At 73.9% G+C, this 13,931-nt stretch carries 11 protein-coding genes; 3 read left to right on the plus strand and 8 right to left on the minus strand.

Going from position 1 to position 13,931, the window contains the following annotated elements:
* Window positions 1-69 precede the first annotated feature (69 nt).
* Window positions 70-1,467: a glutamate-cysteine ligase family protein gene (locus tag ACZ6S0_RS02200; protein WP_465912761.1), complete on the minus strand. Its 1,398-nt coding sequence runs from the start codon at window positions 1,465-1,467 to the stop codon at window positions 70-72.
* Between the two features lie 35 nt (window positions 1,468-1,502).
* Complete coding sequence (locus ACZ6S0_RS02205; RefSeq protein ID WP_465912762.1) at window positions 1,503-2,213, minus strand: SDR family oxidoreductase; 711 nt, start codon at window positions 2,211-2,213, stop codon at window positions 1,503-1,505.
* Between the two features lie 103 nt (window positions 2,214-2,316).
* Between ACZ6S0_RS02205 and ACZ6S0_RS02210 the strand changes: the two genes are divergently transcribed.
* Together ACZ6S0_RS02210 and ACZ6S0_RS02215 are read left to right on the plus strand one after the other, a co-directional pair.
* Window positions 2,317-3,147: a helix-turn-helix transcriptional regulator gene (locus tag ACZ6S0_RS02210; RefSeq protein WP_465912763.1), complete on the plus strand. Its 831-nt coding sequence runs from the start codon at window positions 2,317-2,319 to the stop codon at window positions 3,145-3,147.
* Between the two features lies 1 nt (window position 3,148).
* The gene (locus tag ACZ6S0_RS02215; RefSeq protein ID WP_465912764.1) at window positions 3,149-4,186 is read left to right on the plus strand and encodes a zinc-dependent alcohol dehydrogenase family protein; all 1,038 of its coding nucleotides are present in this window, start codon (window positions 3,149-3,151) and stop codon (window positions 4,184-4,186) included.
* A 3-nt stretch (window positions 4,187-4,189) separates the two neighbouring features.
* Here the strand turns inward: ACZ6S0_RS02215 and ACZ6S0_RS02220 are convergent, their stop codons facing one another.
* Window positions 4,190-4,675, minus strand: coding sequence for a carboxymuconolactone decarboxylase family protein (locus ACZ6S0_RS02220; RefSeq protein ID WP_465912765.1), 486 nt, complete (start codon window positions 4,673-4,675; stop codon window positions 4,190-4,192).
* A 174-nt stretch (window positions 4,676-4,849) separates the two neighbouring features.
* Between ACZ6S0_RS02220 and ACZ6S0_RS02225 the strand changes: the two genes are divergently transcribed.
* Window positions 4,850-5,455, plus strand: a complete 606-nt coding sequence (locus tag ACZ6S0_RS02225) for a response regulator transcription factor (protein WP_344873605.1) — start codon at window positions 4,850-4,852, stop codon at window positions 5,453-5,455.
* Window positions 5,456-5,506: 51 nt separating this feature from the next.
* On the opposite strand, the gene ACZ6S0_RS02230 is transcribed toward ACZ6S0_RS02225, so the two are convergent.
* From ACZ6S0_RS02230 to lanKC, 5 genes are all read right to left on the minus strand, one after another.
* Window positions 5,507-7,513, minus strand: coding sequence for a prolyl oligopeptidase family serine peptidase (locus ACZ6S0_RS02230; protein WP_465912766.1), 2,007 nt, complete (start codon window positions 7,511-7,513; stop codon window positions 5,507-5,509).
* Window positions 7,510-9,231, minus strand: coding sequence for an ATP-binding cassette domain-containing protein (locus ACZ6S0_RS02235; protein WP_465912767.1), 1,722 nt, complete (start codon window positions 9,229-9,231; stop codon window positions 7,510-7,512). The genes ACZ6S0_RS02230 and ACZ6S0_RS02235 overlap by 4 nt, the downstream gene beginning before the upstream one ends.
* Window positions 9,228-11,030, minus strand: coding sequence for an ABC transporter ATP-binding protein (locus ACZ6S0_RS02240; RefSeq protein WP_465912768.1), 1,803 nt, complete (start codon window positions 11,028-11,030; stop codon window positions 9,228-9,230). Before ACZ6S0_RS02240 ends, ACZ6S0_RS02235 begins: the two co-directional genes overlap by 4 nt.
* Window positions 11,031-11,105: 75 nt before the next feature.
* Window positions 11,106-11,237 carry a SapB/AmfS family lanthipeptide gene (locus tag ACZ6S0_RS02245; protein ID WP_103955008.1) on the minus strand — a complete coding sequence of 44 codons (132 nt, stop codon included), beginning with the start codon at window positions 11,235-11,237 and terminating at the stop codon, window positions 11,106-11,108.
* A gap of 3 nt (window positions 11,238-11,240) precedes the next feature.
* Window positions 11,241-13,907 (minus strand): class III lanthionine synthetase LanKC, encoded by a 2,667-nt coding sequence (lanKC, locus tag ACZ6S0_RS02250; protein WP_465912769.1) that lies wholly within the window; start codon window positions 13,905-13,907, stop codon window positions 11,241-11,243.
* Window positions 13,908-13,931 lie beyond the last annotated feature (24 nt).

Below are 13,931 nucleotides of genomic sequence, written 5' to 3' on the forward strand. Positions count from 1 at the left end.
AGATCCGGGGCACAAGATTCTCCCGACCGGAATCACCGCGCAGGAATCACCCGGCAAAAGGCTGAGTGGCTACGTCCACAAATGGACGGGCATGCCCGACAGCGCCAGCTCCCGATAACGGCGCACCATCCGCCGCCGGTCACCGCCGAAGCGCGCCAGCGCCTCGCGCTGCCAGACCGAGCCGGTACGCCGCCGCCGGGTGCGCTCCGCGATCACGCCCAGCGCCCGGTCGGCGTCCGACGGCGTCACCCCCGCCTCGATCAGCCCCTCCCGCGCCTCGGGCAGCAGGTAGAGCACCAGCTCCGCGGCCTCGTGGTCGCCCTCCCTGCCGGGCCACGACAAGGTGGCGTCCAGCCCGTCCATGGCCGCGCGGTAGAAGTTCTGGTACGCCTGCCCGAACCGGTACCCGGTCAGGTCCCGCTCGGCCTGCGACAACGTCAGCCCGAGCAGGAAGGCCGTGTTCGCCGCCATGTCCGCGCACGAGGGCCCGGCGGGCAGCGCGCGCATCTCGACCCGCAGGTGGCCGCCGTCGGCCGGATCGTAGACGGGGCGGTTCCACTGCCAGATCGTGCTCTGGTGCAGCCGCAGCTCCGGCACCTCGTACGGCCGCGCCTCCTCGGCGAGGTCGGGCACGATCGGGTCGTAGTCGCGCACGTACCGCTCGAACAGCTCGTGCGCGCCCTCGCGCACCCAGTCCGAGCCGAACGTCACCCGCCCGTCCCTGCGCTCGCGCCGCTGCACGTCCCGGTCGTCCACGGCCTCCTCCATCAGCGCGATGCGGGTCTCCTCCCACAGCTCACGCCCCAGGAAGCACGGGGAGTTGCCGCACGCCGCCAGCACCGGCCCGATGGCGAGCTGGGCGGCGTTGAAGAGCCGCGCGAAGCGCTCCGGCGGCGTGCGGATGTGCACCTGCCACGAGGTGTTGGCGCTTTCGAGGATCACGTCCTCGACCGAGAGCTCCAGCTCCCCGATCCTCACCAGGAACGGCTCCAGCCGCAGCCTCCTGAAGCCCCTGCTCAAGGCGCGGAAACGGTTCTGGTCGCTCATCGCGCCCAGCGTGAAGTCCCCGGCGTCGAGCGTGGGCAGGATGCCGATCGGCAGCGCGCCGCCGCCCTCCACCGCCCGGTCCACCTTGGTGATCGTCTCCTGCACCTCCGCGGCCAGCGCCTCGAAGGGCCTGCCCGCAAGGAGCGTCGGGGTCAGGTTGACCTCGATGTTGTAGCGGCCCAGCTCCAGCACCACGCGGGGGTCGTCCAGGCTGTCGCGCACCTCGCTGTTGCGCGGCAGCGGCCGTCCTTCCTCGTCGATCAGGAACAGTTCCAGCTCGGCCCCGATCGTCACGGGGCCCTGGCCGAAGCCGGGGATGTCGAGCAGCTTGCGCAGCACGCCGAGCTGCTCCTGGATGCGCTCTCCGAAGCGCACGTACTCCGCTTCGGTGAAACGTTCCTTCTCCAGATCTCTGCCCATCACCCCCCTATGTCCGATCTGTCAGCTTTGACACCTCACCAGCGGACGACGCCGTCATCGTCCATGTAGGCCCCGGTAGGGCCGTCCGCGTCCAGGGTCGCCAGCCGCACCGCGATCGCCGCGCCCTGCTCGGCCGTACGGGGCCCGGTGTGCCCGTTGAGGTCGGTGGCGCAGTAGCCAGGGGCGGCCGCGTTCACCTTGATCGGGGTGTCCTTCAGCTCCTTGGCGTAACAGACGGTGACCATGTTGAGCGCGGACTTGGAGGAGTTGTACGCCAGGCCGTTGAACGCGAGGAAGGGACTCTCCGGGTCCGCCGCCATGGCCAGCGAGCCCAGCTCGCTCGACATGTTGACGATCCGGCCCGCCTCCGACCTGCGCAGCAGCGGCAGCATGGCGTTGGTCACCGTGACCACGCCGAACACGTTGGTCTCGTAGACCTCCCTGACCTGCTCGGCGGTGGTGGCGCTGGGCTGGTGGGCGGCCGAGCCGCCGAGGACCCCGGCGTTGTTGACCAGGATGTCGAGCCTGCCGTACTCGGTCTCGATCCACTTGGCCGCCGCCGCGACGCTCGCCTCGTCGGTCACGTCGATCCGCACGTACGGCTGCCCGAGCCGCTCCCCCGCGGCCCGGCCGCGCTCCTCGTCCCGCGCCCCCACGATCGCGGTGACGCCCTGCCCGGCCAGCAGCCGGACGGTCTCGTGGCCGATTCCCTTGTTGGCACCCGTGATAAGGGCGATCTTCGTCATGGCTCCACGTTCGCGCAGGTCAACGAGGGTGCGGGAGAGACCTGGGGAGGCTGGTATCAGGGGTGCCACCCAGGCGGCGGCGCCCGTCCGCGAGGATGAAGGCATGCACCGCGACGAACTCGCCGAATTCCTCCGTGCCAGGCGCGCCCGCGTCACCCCCGCCGAGGTCGGGCTGCCGAGCGGCGAGCGCCGCCGTACGCCGGGCCTGCGCAGGCAGGAGATCGCGCAGCTCGCGGGCATGTCGATCGACTACTACATCCGGCTGGAGCAGGGCCGGGGCCCGCACCCGTCCAGGCAGGTGCTCAACGCGCTGGCCCGGGCGCTCATCCTCGACCAGGACGAGCGCACCCACCTGTTCCACCTGGCCGGGCAGCCGCTCGATCCGCCGCGCATCCGCGAGGACGTGCCGGACAGCCTGCTGCACCTGATCTCGTTCCTGGAGGAGGTTCCCGCCTTCGTCCTGGACGCCCGCTACGACATCCGCGCCTGGAACCCGCTGGCGAACCTGCTCATGGGAAACCTCGACGCCATGCCGCCCGACCAGCGCAACGTCATCCGCTGGATCTTCATGGAGCCCGACCTCGCCGAGCACCTGAGCGACGAGGAGAAGGGCCGCTTCGCCCGCGCCTCGGTCGCCGACCTGCGCGCCGCCGCCGGCCGCTACCCCGACGACCGGCCCCTTCAGGCGCTGGTGGCCGAGATGCTCGGGCTCAGCCCCGAGTTCGCCGAGCTGTGGGCCAGGCACGAGGTCCAGGTGCGCAGGGAGCAGCGCAAACGCGTCACCCACCCGATCGTCGGCGTCATCGACGCGATCTGCCAGGTCATGCCGGTGCCCGACCGCGAGGACCTGCGTCTGGTGCTCTACACGACCGAACCCGGTTCACCCTCCCACCGGGCCTTGCGCGACCTGCGGCAACAGACCCTAAGCTCATGAGATGCGAGCGGTTGCCTTTGACATCTTCGGTGGAGAGCTCGACGTGCGCGAGCTGCCCGACCCGTCCCCCGCCCCGCACGGTGCGGTGATCCGCGTCGAGGCGACGGGGCTGTGCCGGTCCGACTGGCACGGCTGGAAGGGGCACGACCCCGACATCAAGGCGCTGCCCCACGTGCCCGGCCACGAGCTGGCGGGCGTGGTCGAGGCGGTCGGCCCCGACGTGCGGGGCTGGCGGCCGGGGGCGCGCGTGACGGTGCCGTTCATCTGCGCGTGCGGCACCTGCGCCGCCTGCGCGACCGGTGACCAGCAGGTCTGCGAACGGCAGACGCAGCCGGGGTTCACGCACTGGGGCTCGTTCGCCGAGTACGTCGCCATCGACCACGCCGACGTCAACCTGGTCGCCATCCCCGAGGACATGGCCTACGCCACGGCGGCCGGGCTCGGCTGCCGCTTCGCCACCGCCTTCCGCGCCGTCGCCCAGGTGGGCGAGGTACGTCCAGGCGAATGGGTGGCCGTGCACGGGTGCGGCGGCGTGGGCCTGTCGGCCGTGATGATCGCCACCGCGGCCGGGGCCCGGGTCGTGGCCGTCGACATCAGCACCGACGCCCTGCACCTGGCGGAGCTGGCGGGCGCCACGCACTTCGTCAACGGCTCGGCCGGCGACGCGGCGGCCCAGGTCAGAGAGCTGACCAGGGGCGGCGCGCACGTGTCGATCGACGCGCTGGGCAGCCCCCGCACCTGCGCCGCCTCCGTCGAGAGCCTGCGCCGCCGGGGCCGGCACGTGCAGGTGGGGCTGCTGCCCGGCGGCGCCACGCCGGTGCCGATGGACCGGGTGATCGGCCACGAGCTGCGGCTGCTGGGCAGCCACGGCATGGCCGCGCACGCGTACCCGCCGATGCTGGAGCTGATCAGGGCAGGAGTGCTCCACCCCGACCAGCTCGTCACCCGCACGATCGGCCTGGCGGACGCCGGCAAGGCGCTGGCCTCGATCGGCTCGGTGCCGGGCGTCACGATGATCACCCCCAGGCAGGGGACGTGATCACTACTCGATCTGCACCCGCAGCGTCCTGAGCACCAGCGCCAGCATGCTGTGGTGGGCCACGAGCATGACCAGCTCGATCCTGCTGACCTCGTCGTAGCGGTCGCACAGCGCCGCCCAGGTCGCGTCGGTCAGGTCGCCCGCGTAGTGCAGGTCGTCGGCCACCTGGAGCACGAGTTGGTCCTCGACCGGCCAGAGGGCGTGCGGCTGGCGCACCGACTCGATCTCCTGGTCGGTGAGGCCGGCCGCACGGGCCGGCATGGTGTGCTGGGCCCACTCGTACGCGCTGCCGCAGTGGTAGGCCGTGCGCAGGATCGCCAGCTCGCGATCGCGGGCGGGCAGGACGCCGTCGAGCAGCGCGCCTTCGAAACGCCGATACGCCGGATACAGACCGGGATGGCGGGCCAGGGTGGCGAACACGTGGTACGGATTGGCCTTGGTGAAGGCGTCCCATTCCTCAGGGGGAAGGGGCTGCACGCGGGGTCTCATGGTCGTTACATTCCCAAATCACCGCGCGTTCGGCGGGTTTTCTGTCATCCGTAACACGCGCGGATCGAAAAGTGCTTGACCCCAAAACAAAGGGACTATTCACCATGAGGTCAATACGGCAGGATTGGGGGGCCCGCAGACGTTGCCAGCCTGGTCGACCGCAAGGACGCATTGGTGATTCGAACGTTGCTCGCTGAGGACATGCACCTGGTACGAGGGGCACTCATCGCACTGCTGGCCTACGAAGAGGACATCGAGATCGTGGCCGAGGTCGAACGAGGCGACCGGATCCTGGCCGCGGCCAGCGCCTGCCGCCCCGACGTCGCGGTGCTCGACATCTCACTCCCCGGTAAGGACGGGCTCACCGCCGCGGGCGAGCTGCACCGCGAACTGCCCGAGTGCGGGGTGCTCATCCTGACCGGGGTCGGCACGCCGGGGCTGCTCAAGAAGGCGCTCGAGGTGCACGTACGCGGCTTCATGGCCAAGGACGCGCCACCGGGGAGGCTGGCCGACGGCATCAGGAGGGTGGCCGCGGGCGAGCGGGTCATCGACTCGGAGCTGGCCATCGCGGCCATGCGCCCGGCGGAGGCCCCGCTCACGCCGCGCGAGCTGGACGTGATCGGGGCCGCCGCCGACGGCGCCTCGATCGGCGAGATCGCGGCCTCGCTGTACCTGGCCGAGGGCACGGTACGGAACTACCTGGCCAAGACCACGGCCAAGCTGGGGGCGCGCAGCCGGATCGACGCCATCCGCATCGCCAGGGAGTCGGGCTGGATCTGACGGCCTGGGCCCCTCAGGCAAACCCCGAGCTGCACAGGCAGGCTCCGGCCCTCAGGCAGGCTCCGGGTCGTCGGCCGGGCAGCCGGTGTGGGCGGCGAGGAAGGCGAGCACGTCGGCGGCCAGCGCCACCGAACGGCTGACCGCCCGCGCCCCGTGGCCCACGTCCGGCTCGTGCCGGAGCAGGATCGGCCGGTCAGCGCCGCTCGCCCACTGCAGCGCGGCGCACATCTTGCGGGCGTGCATCGGGTCCACGCGCGTGTCAGCCGCCGACACCGTGAACAGCGTCGCGGGGTAGCCGGTTCCCTTGGCGACCCGGTGGTAGGGCGAGTAGCCGAGCAGCCAGCCCAGGTGCTCGGCGTCGTCGGGGTCGCCGTACTCGCCGGTCCAGGAGGGGCCGAGGCCGCTCAGGTGGTAGCGGGCCATGTCGAGCAGCCCGGCCGAGCACACCGCGGCGGCGAACAGGTCCGGCCGCTGCGTGACGACCGCGCCGACGAGCAGGCCGCCGTTCGACTCGCCCCAGATGCCCAGTTGCTCCGGAGTCGTCCAGCCGTCGGCGACGAGTTTCTCGGCGGCGGCCACGAAGTCGTCGAACACGTTCTGCTTGCGGTCCAGCATGCCGTCCCGGTGCCACGCCTCGCCCTCCTCGCCGCCGCCGCGCAGGTTGGCGATGGCCAGCACGCCGCCCGCCTCCACCCAGGCCAGGGAGTCGGCGGCGTAGCCGGGCATCAGGGGGATGCCGAAGCCGCCGTACCCGCTGAGGATCGCCGGGCGCGGGCCGCCGTCCCACGGGCGGGCGACGACGACCATGCGGATGGGGGTGCCGTCGGCGGAGGCGTACTCGATGTGGTGGCTGCTCACCGAGGGCAGCGTGACGCGGCCGGGCGCGACCGCCCACGGCGTCGTGGCGGCGGTGCGGGCGTCGTAGCGCCAGATCTCGGCGGGGGTGACGGCGTCGGTGTAGGTGAACCACGCCTCGGAGCCGCCCTCCGGACGCGAGGTGAGCGTGGCGATCGAGCCGCTGCCGGGGAGCGGCACCGTGCCCAGCCGCTCCCCCGTACGGGCGTGGTGCACGGCGATCTCCCCCACCGCGTGCCGCGTCCTGGACACCAGCAGCCGGTCACCGTCGAGCACGGTGAACGTCCCCAGCACCGCCTCCCGGTCCTCCGGCACCAGCTCGCGCCAGACCTCCGGCTCGCCGGGGTCGGCCACGCACAGCCTGCGCCTGGGCGCGTCGCGGTCGGTCAGCAGGTAGAGGCGGCCGTCACAGGCCACCGCACCCGCCGTACGGGCGTGCGCCCCCTCTTGTACGGCGCGGGGCCGCGGGTTCGCCGGATCCCCGAGTGACAGGTCGGCCAGCCAGAGCCCGTTGCCCGACGCGGTGCCGGCGGAGATCGTCAGCCAGCGGCCGTCGGCGCTGATCTGCACGCCGTACGCGATCGGGCCCCTGGTGAAGACCGGGACGTCCGCGCCCGGGTCGCCGATCCGGTGCAGGAACACGCCCCGGCGGAAACGGACGTAGTAGAACGCCGCGCCGCCGGGCAGCCAGGCCACCGCCGAGTAGCGGCAGCCCCCGATCGGGCCGTCGGCGAGGGCTCCCGTTTCGAGGTCCAGGACGAACAGCTCGGCCTTCTCGTCGCCGCTGCGCGAGATCTGGTACGCCAGGCGGCGTCCCTCCAGATCGGGCTGCCAGTCGTCGAGCGTCGTGAGCCCGGAGGGGTCGAGCGCCATGGGATCCAGCACCACGCGGTCGTCGCAGCAGAGCACCGGGTGCTCCTGGTCGGTGGACTGGCGCAGGTGGAAGCGGCGCGGGCCGCGCCACACGGGCGCGGTCACCAGCCCGGTCTCCGTGAGTTCGGTCAGCCGCCGGGTGAACCGCTCCCGCCACGGCAGCCGGGCGGCGCTGTCGCGCCACAGCCGGTCCTGGGCCGAGAGCCAGGCTCGGGTGCGGGAGTCGAGGGGGTCCTCCAGCCAGCGGTACGGGTCGTCGATCGGGTGGCCGTGGCGGTGCTCGGTGAGGGGGAGACGGTCGGCGGAGGGGTAATCATCGGGAAATCTCATGAAACGGGCTCCGGATGCCAGTGGCCGGCCAGGTCGGCGTACAAGGGAGAGGTCCTGACCAGCTCGTCGTGGGTGCCGATCGAGACGTGAGCGCCGTCCATGAGCAGGATGCGGCGGGCACGCAGGGCGGAGGTGAGGCGGTGGGCGATCACGATGAGCGTGCCGCCGCGGCTCGCGAACGCGCTCTCGGCGCGCGCCTCGGCGGCGGGGTCGAGGTGACAGGTGGCCTCGTCGAGGATGACGAGGGGCGCGGGGGCGAGATAGGCGCGGACGAGGGCGACGAGCTGGCGCTGCCCGGCCGAGAGCGCGCCCGGCTCGACCCGCGCCCCGTAGCCGCCCAGCCCGGCCACCAGCTCGGCGGCTCCGACGGCCTCCACGGCGTCCTCCACGGCGTCCTCCACGGCGGCCGCCACCTCGTCGCCGGTGGCACCGCCGTAGTAGGCCAGGTTCTCCATCAGCGTGCCGCGGAAGACGTACGCCTCCTGCGGGATGAGCACCCGCACGGCCGGGTCGAGCCGCCCGGCGGGGACGCCGCCGACCGTCACCTCTCCCTCGCCCGGCCGCAACAGGCCGCTGACCAGCGCGGCGAGCGTGGACTTGCCCGCCCCGCTGGGCCCCACGACCGCCAGGTGGTCGCCCTCGGGGATGACGAGGTCGAGGCGGTCCACGACGGGCGCGGAGCGGGGGCCGTAGGCGAAGGTGACGGCGTCGAGCCTGACCTCCGAGGCGAAGGGGCGGATCAGCGGCACGGCGGGCGGCGCGGGCGGGGCCATGGCGCGGATGCGGGCGAGCGAGGCCGAGAGCCGGACGCCGCTGACGCCCAGACCCTGCACCAGGCCGCCGAGCGCGGGGGCCAGCGACTGGGTGACGTACGCGAGCGTCCCCACGATCACGCCCGGCCCCGCCCCGCCGTCCAGCAGCCACGGGGCACCGGCCAGGACGAGCACCACGGGCAGCCAGCCCCCGGCCGCCAGCGCGGCGGTGCGCACGGCGGTGACCCCGGCCAGCGAACGCGCGGCGGCGGCCTGCGCCCCCACCCGGCCGTCCAGCCGCCTGGCCACCCGGTCCCGCAGGCCGCACGCCTCGATGTCGCGCAACCCGGCCGCCGTCTCGGTCATCGCCTCGGCCAACTGCTCGTCCGCCACCAGGAACGCGCGCTGCCGCCGGGCCAGGGCGGGCAGCGACGCCAGGAACAGCCCCAGTCCCAGCAGGAACGGCGGCAGCACCAGCACGAGCGTCCCCGGGGCCAGCGTCAGCAGCCCGAGCACGACGCCGGCGACCGTGAACACGAACCCGCGCACGGTCGTGACCACGGCCGCGAAGGCGTCCCTGGCCAGCTCCACCTGGAGCCCGGCGCGGGCCACGGCGGCGCTGTCCCGGCCCGTGGCGGGCTCGCGGCGCAGGGCGCCCTCGACCACGTACGTCATGAGGTCGTCCCTGAACGGCTCCGCCACCGCCGCCACGGCCAGCACGACCTGCCGCGCGGCGACCGCCCCCGCCGCCCAGGCCAGGCCCAGCGCCGCCAGCCAGGCGAGCCCGACCAGCGGCTCGGCCGGGGCGAAGCCGTCCTCGACGGCGCGCGCGACGGCGTGCCCGATGAGGAACGCGGGCGCCGCCTCCACCAGCGACCAGAGCCCGATCGTGACGAGGCGGCGCGGCTCGCGCCGCAGCGCCTGCCGCAAGCCCGGCCGCCGCGCGTCCTGCCGGGAGCCGCTCATGAGGCCGCTCCCCGGGCTCCCCGGGCTTCCTGAGCGTCCTGGACTCCTTGTGCGTCCTGGACTCCTGGGGCTTCCTGGAAGACCGCCCGGTAGGCCGGATCCCGCCAGAGTTCGTGGTGGGGCCCGTACCCGCGGACGGCCCCGTCGTCGAGCCAGACGACCCGGTCGGCGCGGGCGGCCGTGGCGACCCGATGGGCCGCGATCAGCCGGGTACGGCCCAGGGGGTCGGTGGTGAGGGCGTTCCCTACCTGGCGTTCGGTCACCGTGTCGAGGCTCGAGGTGGCGTCGTCGAGCACCAGCAGCCGCTCCCCCTGGGCGAAGGCCCTGGCCAGGCCGAGGCGCTGGCGTTCGCCGCCGGACATGGGCGCGTCGCTCAGCGGGGTGGCGTAGCCGAGCGGCAGCCGCCGTACGAACCCGTCCGCGCACGCCCCCCTCACCGCCTCCCGCACCCGCTCCGGCACCTCGCCGCCACCCGCGAGCGCGCCACCGCGCGCCGCTCCAAGCGCGGGCGCAGGCGGCTCAAGCTCAGGGGTGGCGGGTTCGGGGGTGAGGGCGTCGGCGAGGGTGTGGCCGATCAGGGTCGGGCGTTCGAAGGCGTACCCGATGGCCCGCCGCAGTTCCTCCGCCCGCAGTTCCTCCAGCGGGACCCCGTCGAGCAGCACGCTCCCGCGTCCCGGCGCGGCCAGTCGCCCCGCCAGCGCCGCCAGCAGGGACTTCCCCGCCCCCGACCGGCCCACCACGGCGGTCACCGACCCGCCGGGGAGCGTGAGGTCGCCGACCGTGAGGCCGTGCGCGGCGACGTCGCGGAACTCGACCGTCCCCGGTCCTGGCGGCAGCGTACGCGTGCCGTGCGCGACAGGCGTCAGGTCGAGCACCTCCGCCACCCGCCCGGCGGCGGCCCGCGCCCTGGCCAGGCCGCCCACGTGCCCGAGCGCCGTGCTGAGCGCGGCCCCGAGCACGGCGTAGCGGGCGGCGGCGTACAGCTCCCCGACCGTGAGGTCACCGGCGGCGAGCATGAAGCCGCCCACGGCCAGCACGGCGACCTCCAGCAGCGGTACGACCAGCCCTGATCGGACGGCGGCCGAGGCGCCCGCGCGCCACAGCTCCATCCCGTGCGCGCGCAGCCGGGGCAGCGGCGCCAGCACCCGCCGCGCCTCCTGGGCGGCGGTGCCCGCGGCGGCGATCGTGCGCGCGCCCTCCATGGCGTCCACGAGCCGGGCGGCGATCTCGCCCTGCACCTCCTGGTAGCCGCCCGCGATGGCCGTCGTCGTCCGCAGGAACGCCCGCAGCACGAGGACGATGACGACGATGCCCGCGCCGAGCGTCAGCGTCAGGACGGGGGCGATGAGGGTGAGCACGACCAGGGCGCCGACGGTGGGCACGAGCAGGGCGAGCGCGCTGGTCACCGTCTCGGGTGCGCGGCCGACCTCCTCGGCGTTCAGGCCCGCCCGGGTGACGAGTTCGCCCTCGGGGAAGCGGCGGGTGGCGGCGGGCCCGGCGCCGAGCATGTGGCGCAGCAGGCCGGTGCGGAGGGCGGCGGCGGCGTACGCGCCGCTCGCGCCGCGGGCCCACACGCCGAGGCTCTCGCAGAGCATGACGACGGCCACCGCGCCCACGCAGAGCGCGAGCCAGGGGGCGTCGTCCGGCTGGGGCGTGACGAAGGCGTCGACGGTACGGCCGATCAGGTACGGGACCGCCAGCTCACCGGCCGCGCCCGCGACGGCGGTGGCGGCCAGCACGGCGGGCCAGGGTCCGCCGCGTCGTACCGCGCCGAGCACCAGCCGGTCTCCTGCCCGCACGCCGTGCCTCCCCTGGGTCGTTGATGTGGAGTCCCCGCGCCGAGACAGACGGCGCGGGGACCCGGGTATCGCGAATCAGTGGCAGAGAGCGACACTGAGGTTGCTGGGCTTGCCGGAGTGGCAGGACAGCACGGTGAGAGTGCTGCCGCCGCTGGCCACGTCGCTGGCCGCGGGAGCCTCCAGACCCTGAAGGTCGAGAAGTACCATGTCTTACACCTCCTTCCGCGGTGTCGTGGGGTCAGCAGGCCGCTCGGGCGCGGCCTCCAGGAACGGCAGATGGCAGGCCCGCTCGCCCGAGACCGCACCAAGGGCGAGGAGCACGCCGGCCGTTCCGGTCGCGAAATCCATGGACAGGCGCAGGAGCTGGTCACCGGGGAAGGCCAGGCCCCCCGCGTACGGCAGCGCGTGCCACCGCAGCCCCTCCACCAGTTCGGGCACCGGCCCCGGGTCCCCCGCGGCCGCCCCGGCGATGATCCCGGCGCGGCCGGTGAACAGGCCCGCCTGCACGAAGAAGCCCGCGCGCCCGGCCAGCCGCAGCTCGGCCAGCGCCGTGGCGAACGCCTCGTCCTGCCGGTGCCGCAGGTAGCGCTCCAGCACGAGCGCGATGCCGGCGGACCCCTCGTCCAGGTACGGCAGCAGCCGCCAGCCCTGGTTCACCTGGAGCGAGCCGTCCTCCGCGTGGCGGCAGCGCCGCAGGTCCTGCCGGAGCGCGGTGGCCGCCAGGTCGAGCAGGGCGGGGTCCGCGGTGTGCTCGTAGGCGTGCAGGAACAGCAGCGCGGGCCCGGACGAGCCGTGCATGAGCCCGGCGCGCGGCCCGGCCCCGCCGCTGATCTCCGGTACGGGGGCGTCGAGCCGCCCGGCGCAGATGTCCGCCGCGCGCAGGGCGAGGCCGGTGTGCCCGAAGTGGAGGAGGTTCAGCCCGATGCCGGACAGGCCGGAGACGAGCGCGGACTCCAGGCCGTCCCACTTCTCGCGCAGGCAGACGTCGACCAGGTCGCGGGCGTCGTCGTGGTGGCCGAGCAGGTCCAGCACGTACGCGATGCCGTGCAGCCCGTCGTACAGGCCGAGGCCGGAGCCCTGGACCGGGCGGCGGGCGCGCTCGCGTAACCAGCGCTCGTACTCGGGGTAGGGCCCCAGCCCGGCGCCGGCCAGGGCGAACAGCACGCCGGCCGCGCCGTGGGCGAGGTCGAGCCCGCCGCCGGGCCGGAACTGGGCGACGTCGCCGGGGAACAGCCGGTCGTCGCGGCCCGGCGTGGCGCTGGCCACGATGGCCGTGGCCATGGCGTCGCGCAGTTCGGGCCATCCTGCGGTGCCGGGAACGGGCGTCCCCGCCATCCCGGCCGGTGACGACGCCGGGCCGCGCCCACCGCCAGGCCGGGCGCTCTTCCCCGCAGGGCCGCTTTCCCGCGCGTCGCCCGAGAGGGCCGCTCCACCGGCGTCACCGCGGAGGGCCGCTCGCCCCGCGTCGCCCAGGATGGTCGCGACCGCCTCGTCGATCAGCCCCGCGGGCACCGGGAACGTCTCCTTGACGATCTCCCCCAGGTGCGCGACCTTGGCCCGGTGCAACGGCAGCATGATCGTGCACTGGGGCGCGAACAGGCCGAGGCGCAGGCACGCCAGCGCGTACCGGTCCACGTCCGGCCCCTGCCGGTCCGCGGGCGCGACGAAGGCCGGGTGGGCGAGGGCGGCGCGGCCCCGGTCCCCGGCGAGCGTGGCGACCTCGTAGTCGATCAGCGCGACCCGGCCGTCCTCGGTCAGCAGGATGTTGTCGGGGTGCAGGTCGCCGAAGACGACGCCGCGCCCGTGCAGCGAGGCGACGGCCCTGTCCACGGCGTCCAGGGTCGCGACGGCCCAGGCGGTGTAGTCGGCGAGGTCGTGCTCGGTGCAGGTGGCGCGCGTCAGCGGATAGCGCTGCACGAGCCGCCGCTGGAGCGGGGTGCCGTCCACGAACTCCTGCACGAGGAAGTGGTGCTCGCCGAGCGTGAAGTAGCCGCGCGGCGCGGGGGCGGCGGGCAGCCCGGCCAGGCGTTCGAGGATGTCGCGCTCGTGCTCGATCCTGGCGACGGCGTCGCGTCCCGCGGCGTCGAGCCCCGCGTGCGGCCTGGCCTCCTTGAGCACCACCCGCTCCCCCGAACGTGTGTCGCGGCCCAGGTAGACGCCGCCGCCGTTGGAGAAGTGCAGGACGCTCTCGATCTCGTACGGCAGCCCGGCCGTGGTCACGGCGTTGCGCGCGGCGAGCTGAGGCTCCAGGAACGCGGGCAGCGTCGTCCACGGCGGCACCGAGAACGTGGCGCCGCGTACGTCGGGCACGAGCCGGCCGTCCCCGTCCTCGACGGCGAGCACCCGCTCGCCGGAGGGCGACAGGCAGTGGCGCTCGGCGAACCCGCCGTACCTGACGAACAGCGGGCCGGTGCCGTAGCGCAGGTCGCTGAGGATGTACGGCCCGCGCACGTCGCACAGCAGCCCGTCCAGCTCCTTGAGCACGAGTTCGAGCTGCGCCTCGTCCCTGGGGTAGACGGTGACGAGCTTGCCGCTGGAGGCGCGGGAGGCGGCCTTGGAGTTGACCATGACGAGCACGGGCAGCCCGCGCAGGAACTTGAACGCGATGCCGCGCGGGAGACAGTAGTCCCGTACGGCCTCGATGGCCTTCTCGGCGTCCTCCACGCGGGCGGAGACGTGGATTTTCCAGCCTTGCGGGGGAAGGGGCGGGTCGATGGTGTCGGGGGCGTAGTAACACCAGGTGTCGGTCAGGGCGGTGGACCAGCCGGGCGGAAGGGGCCTGCGCAGAAGGGAGAAGTCGGCGTCCTCGGCCGTGCTGTGTTCGAGCGTGTCGTAGAAACACGGGTCAACAAGGCAGTACAGCTCGTGCTTGTCCATCTGGCGGGGACCTCCGGGGCGGTG

Source organism: Nonomuraea sp. NPDC051298 (assembly GCF_055586305.1).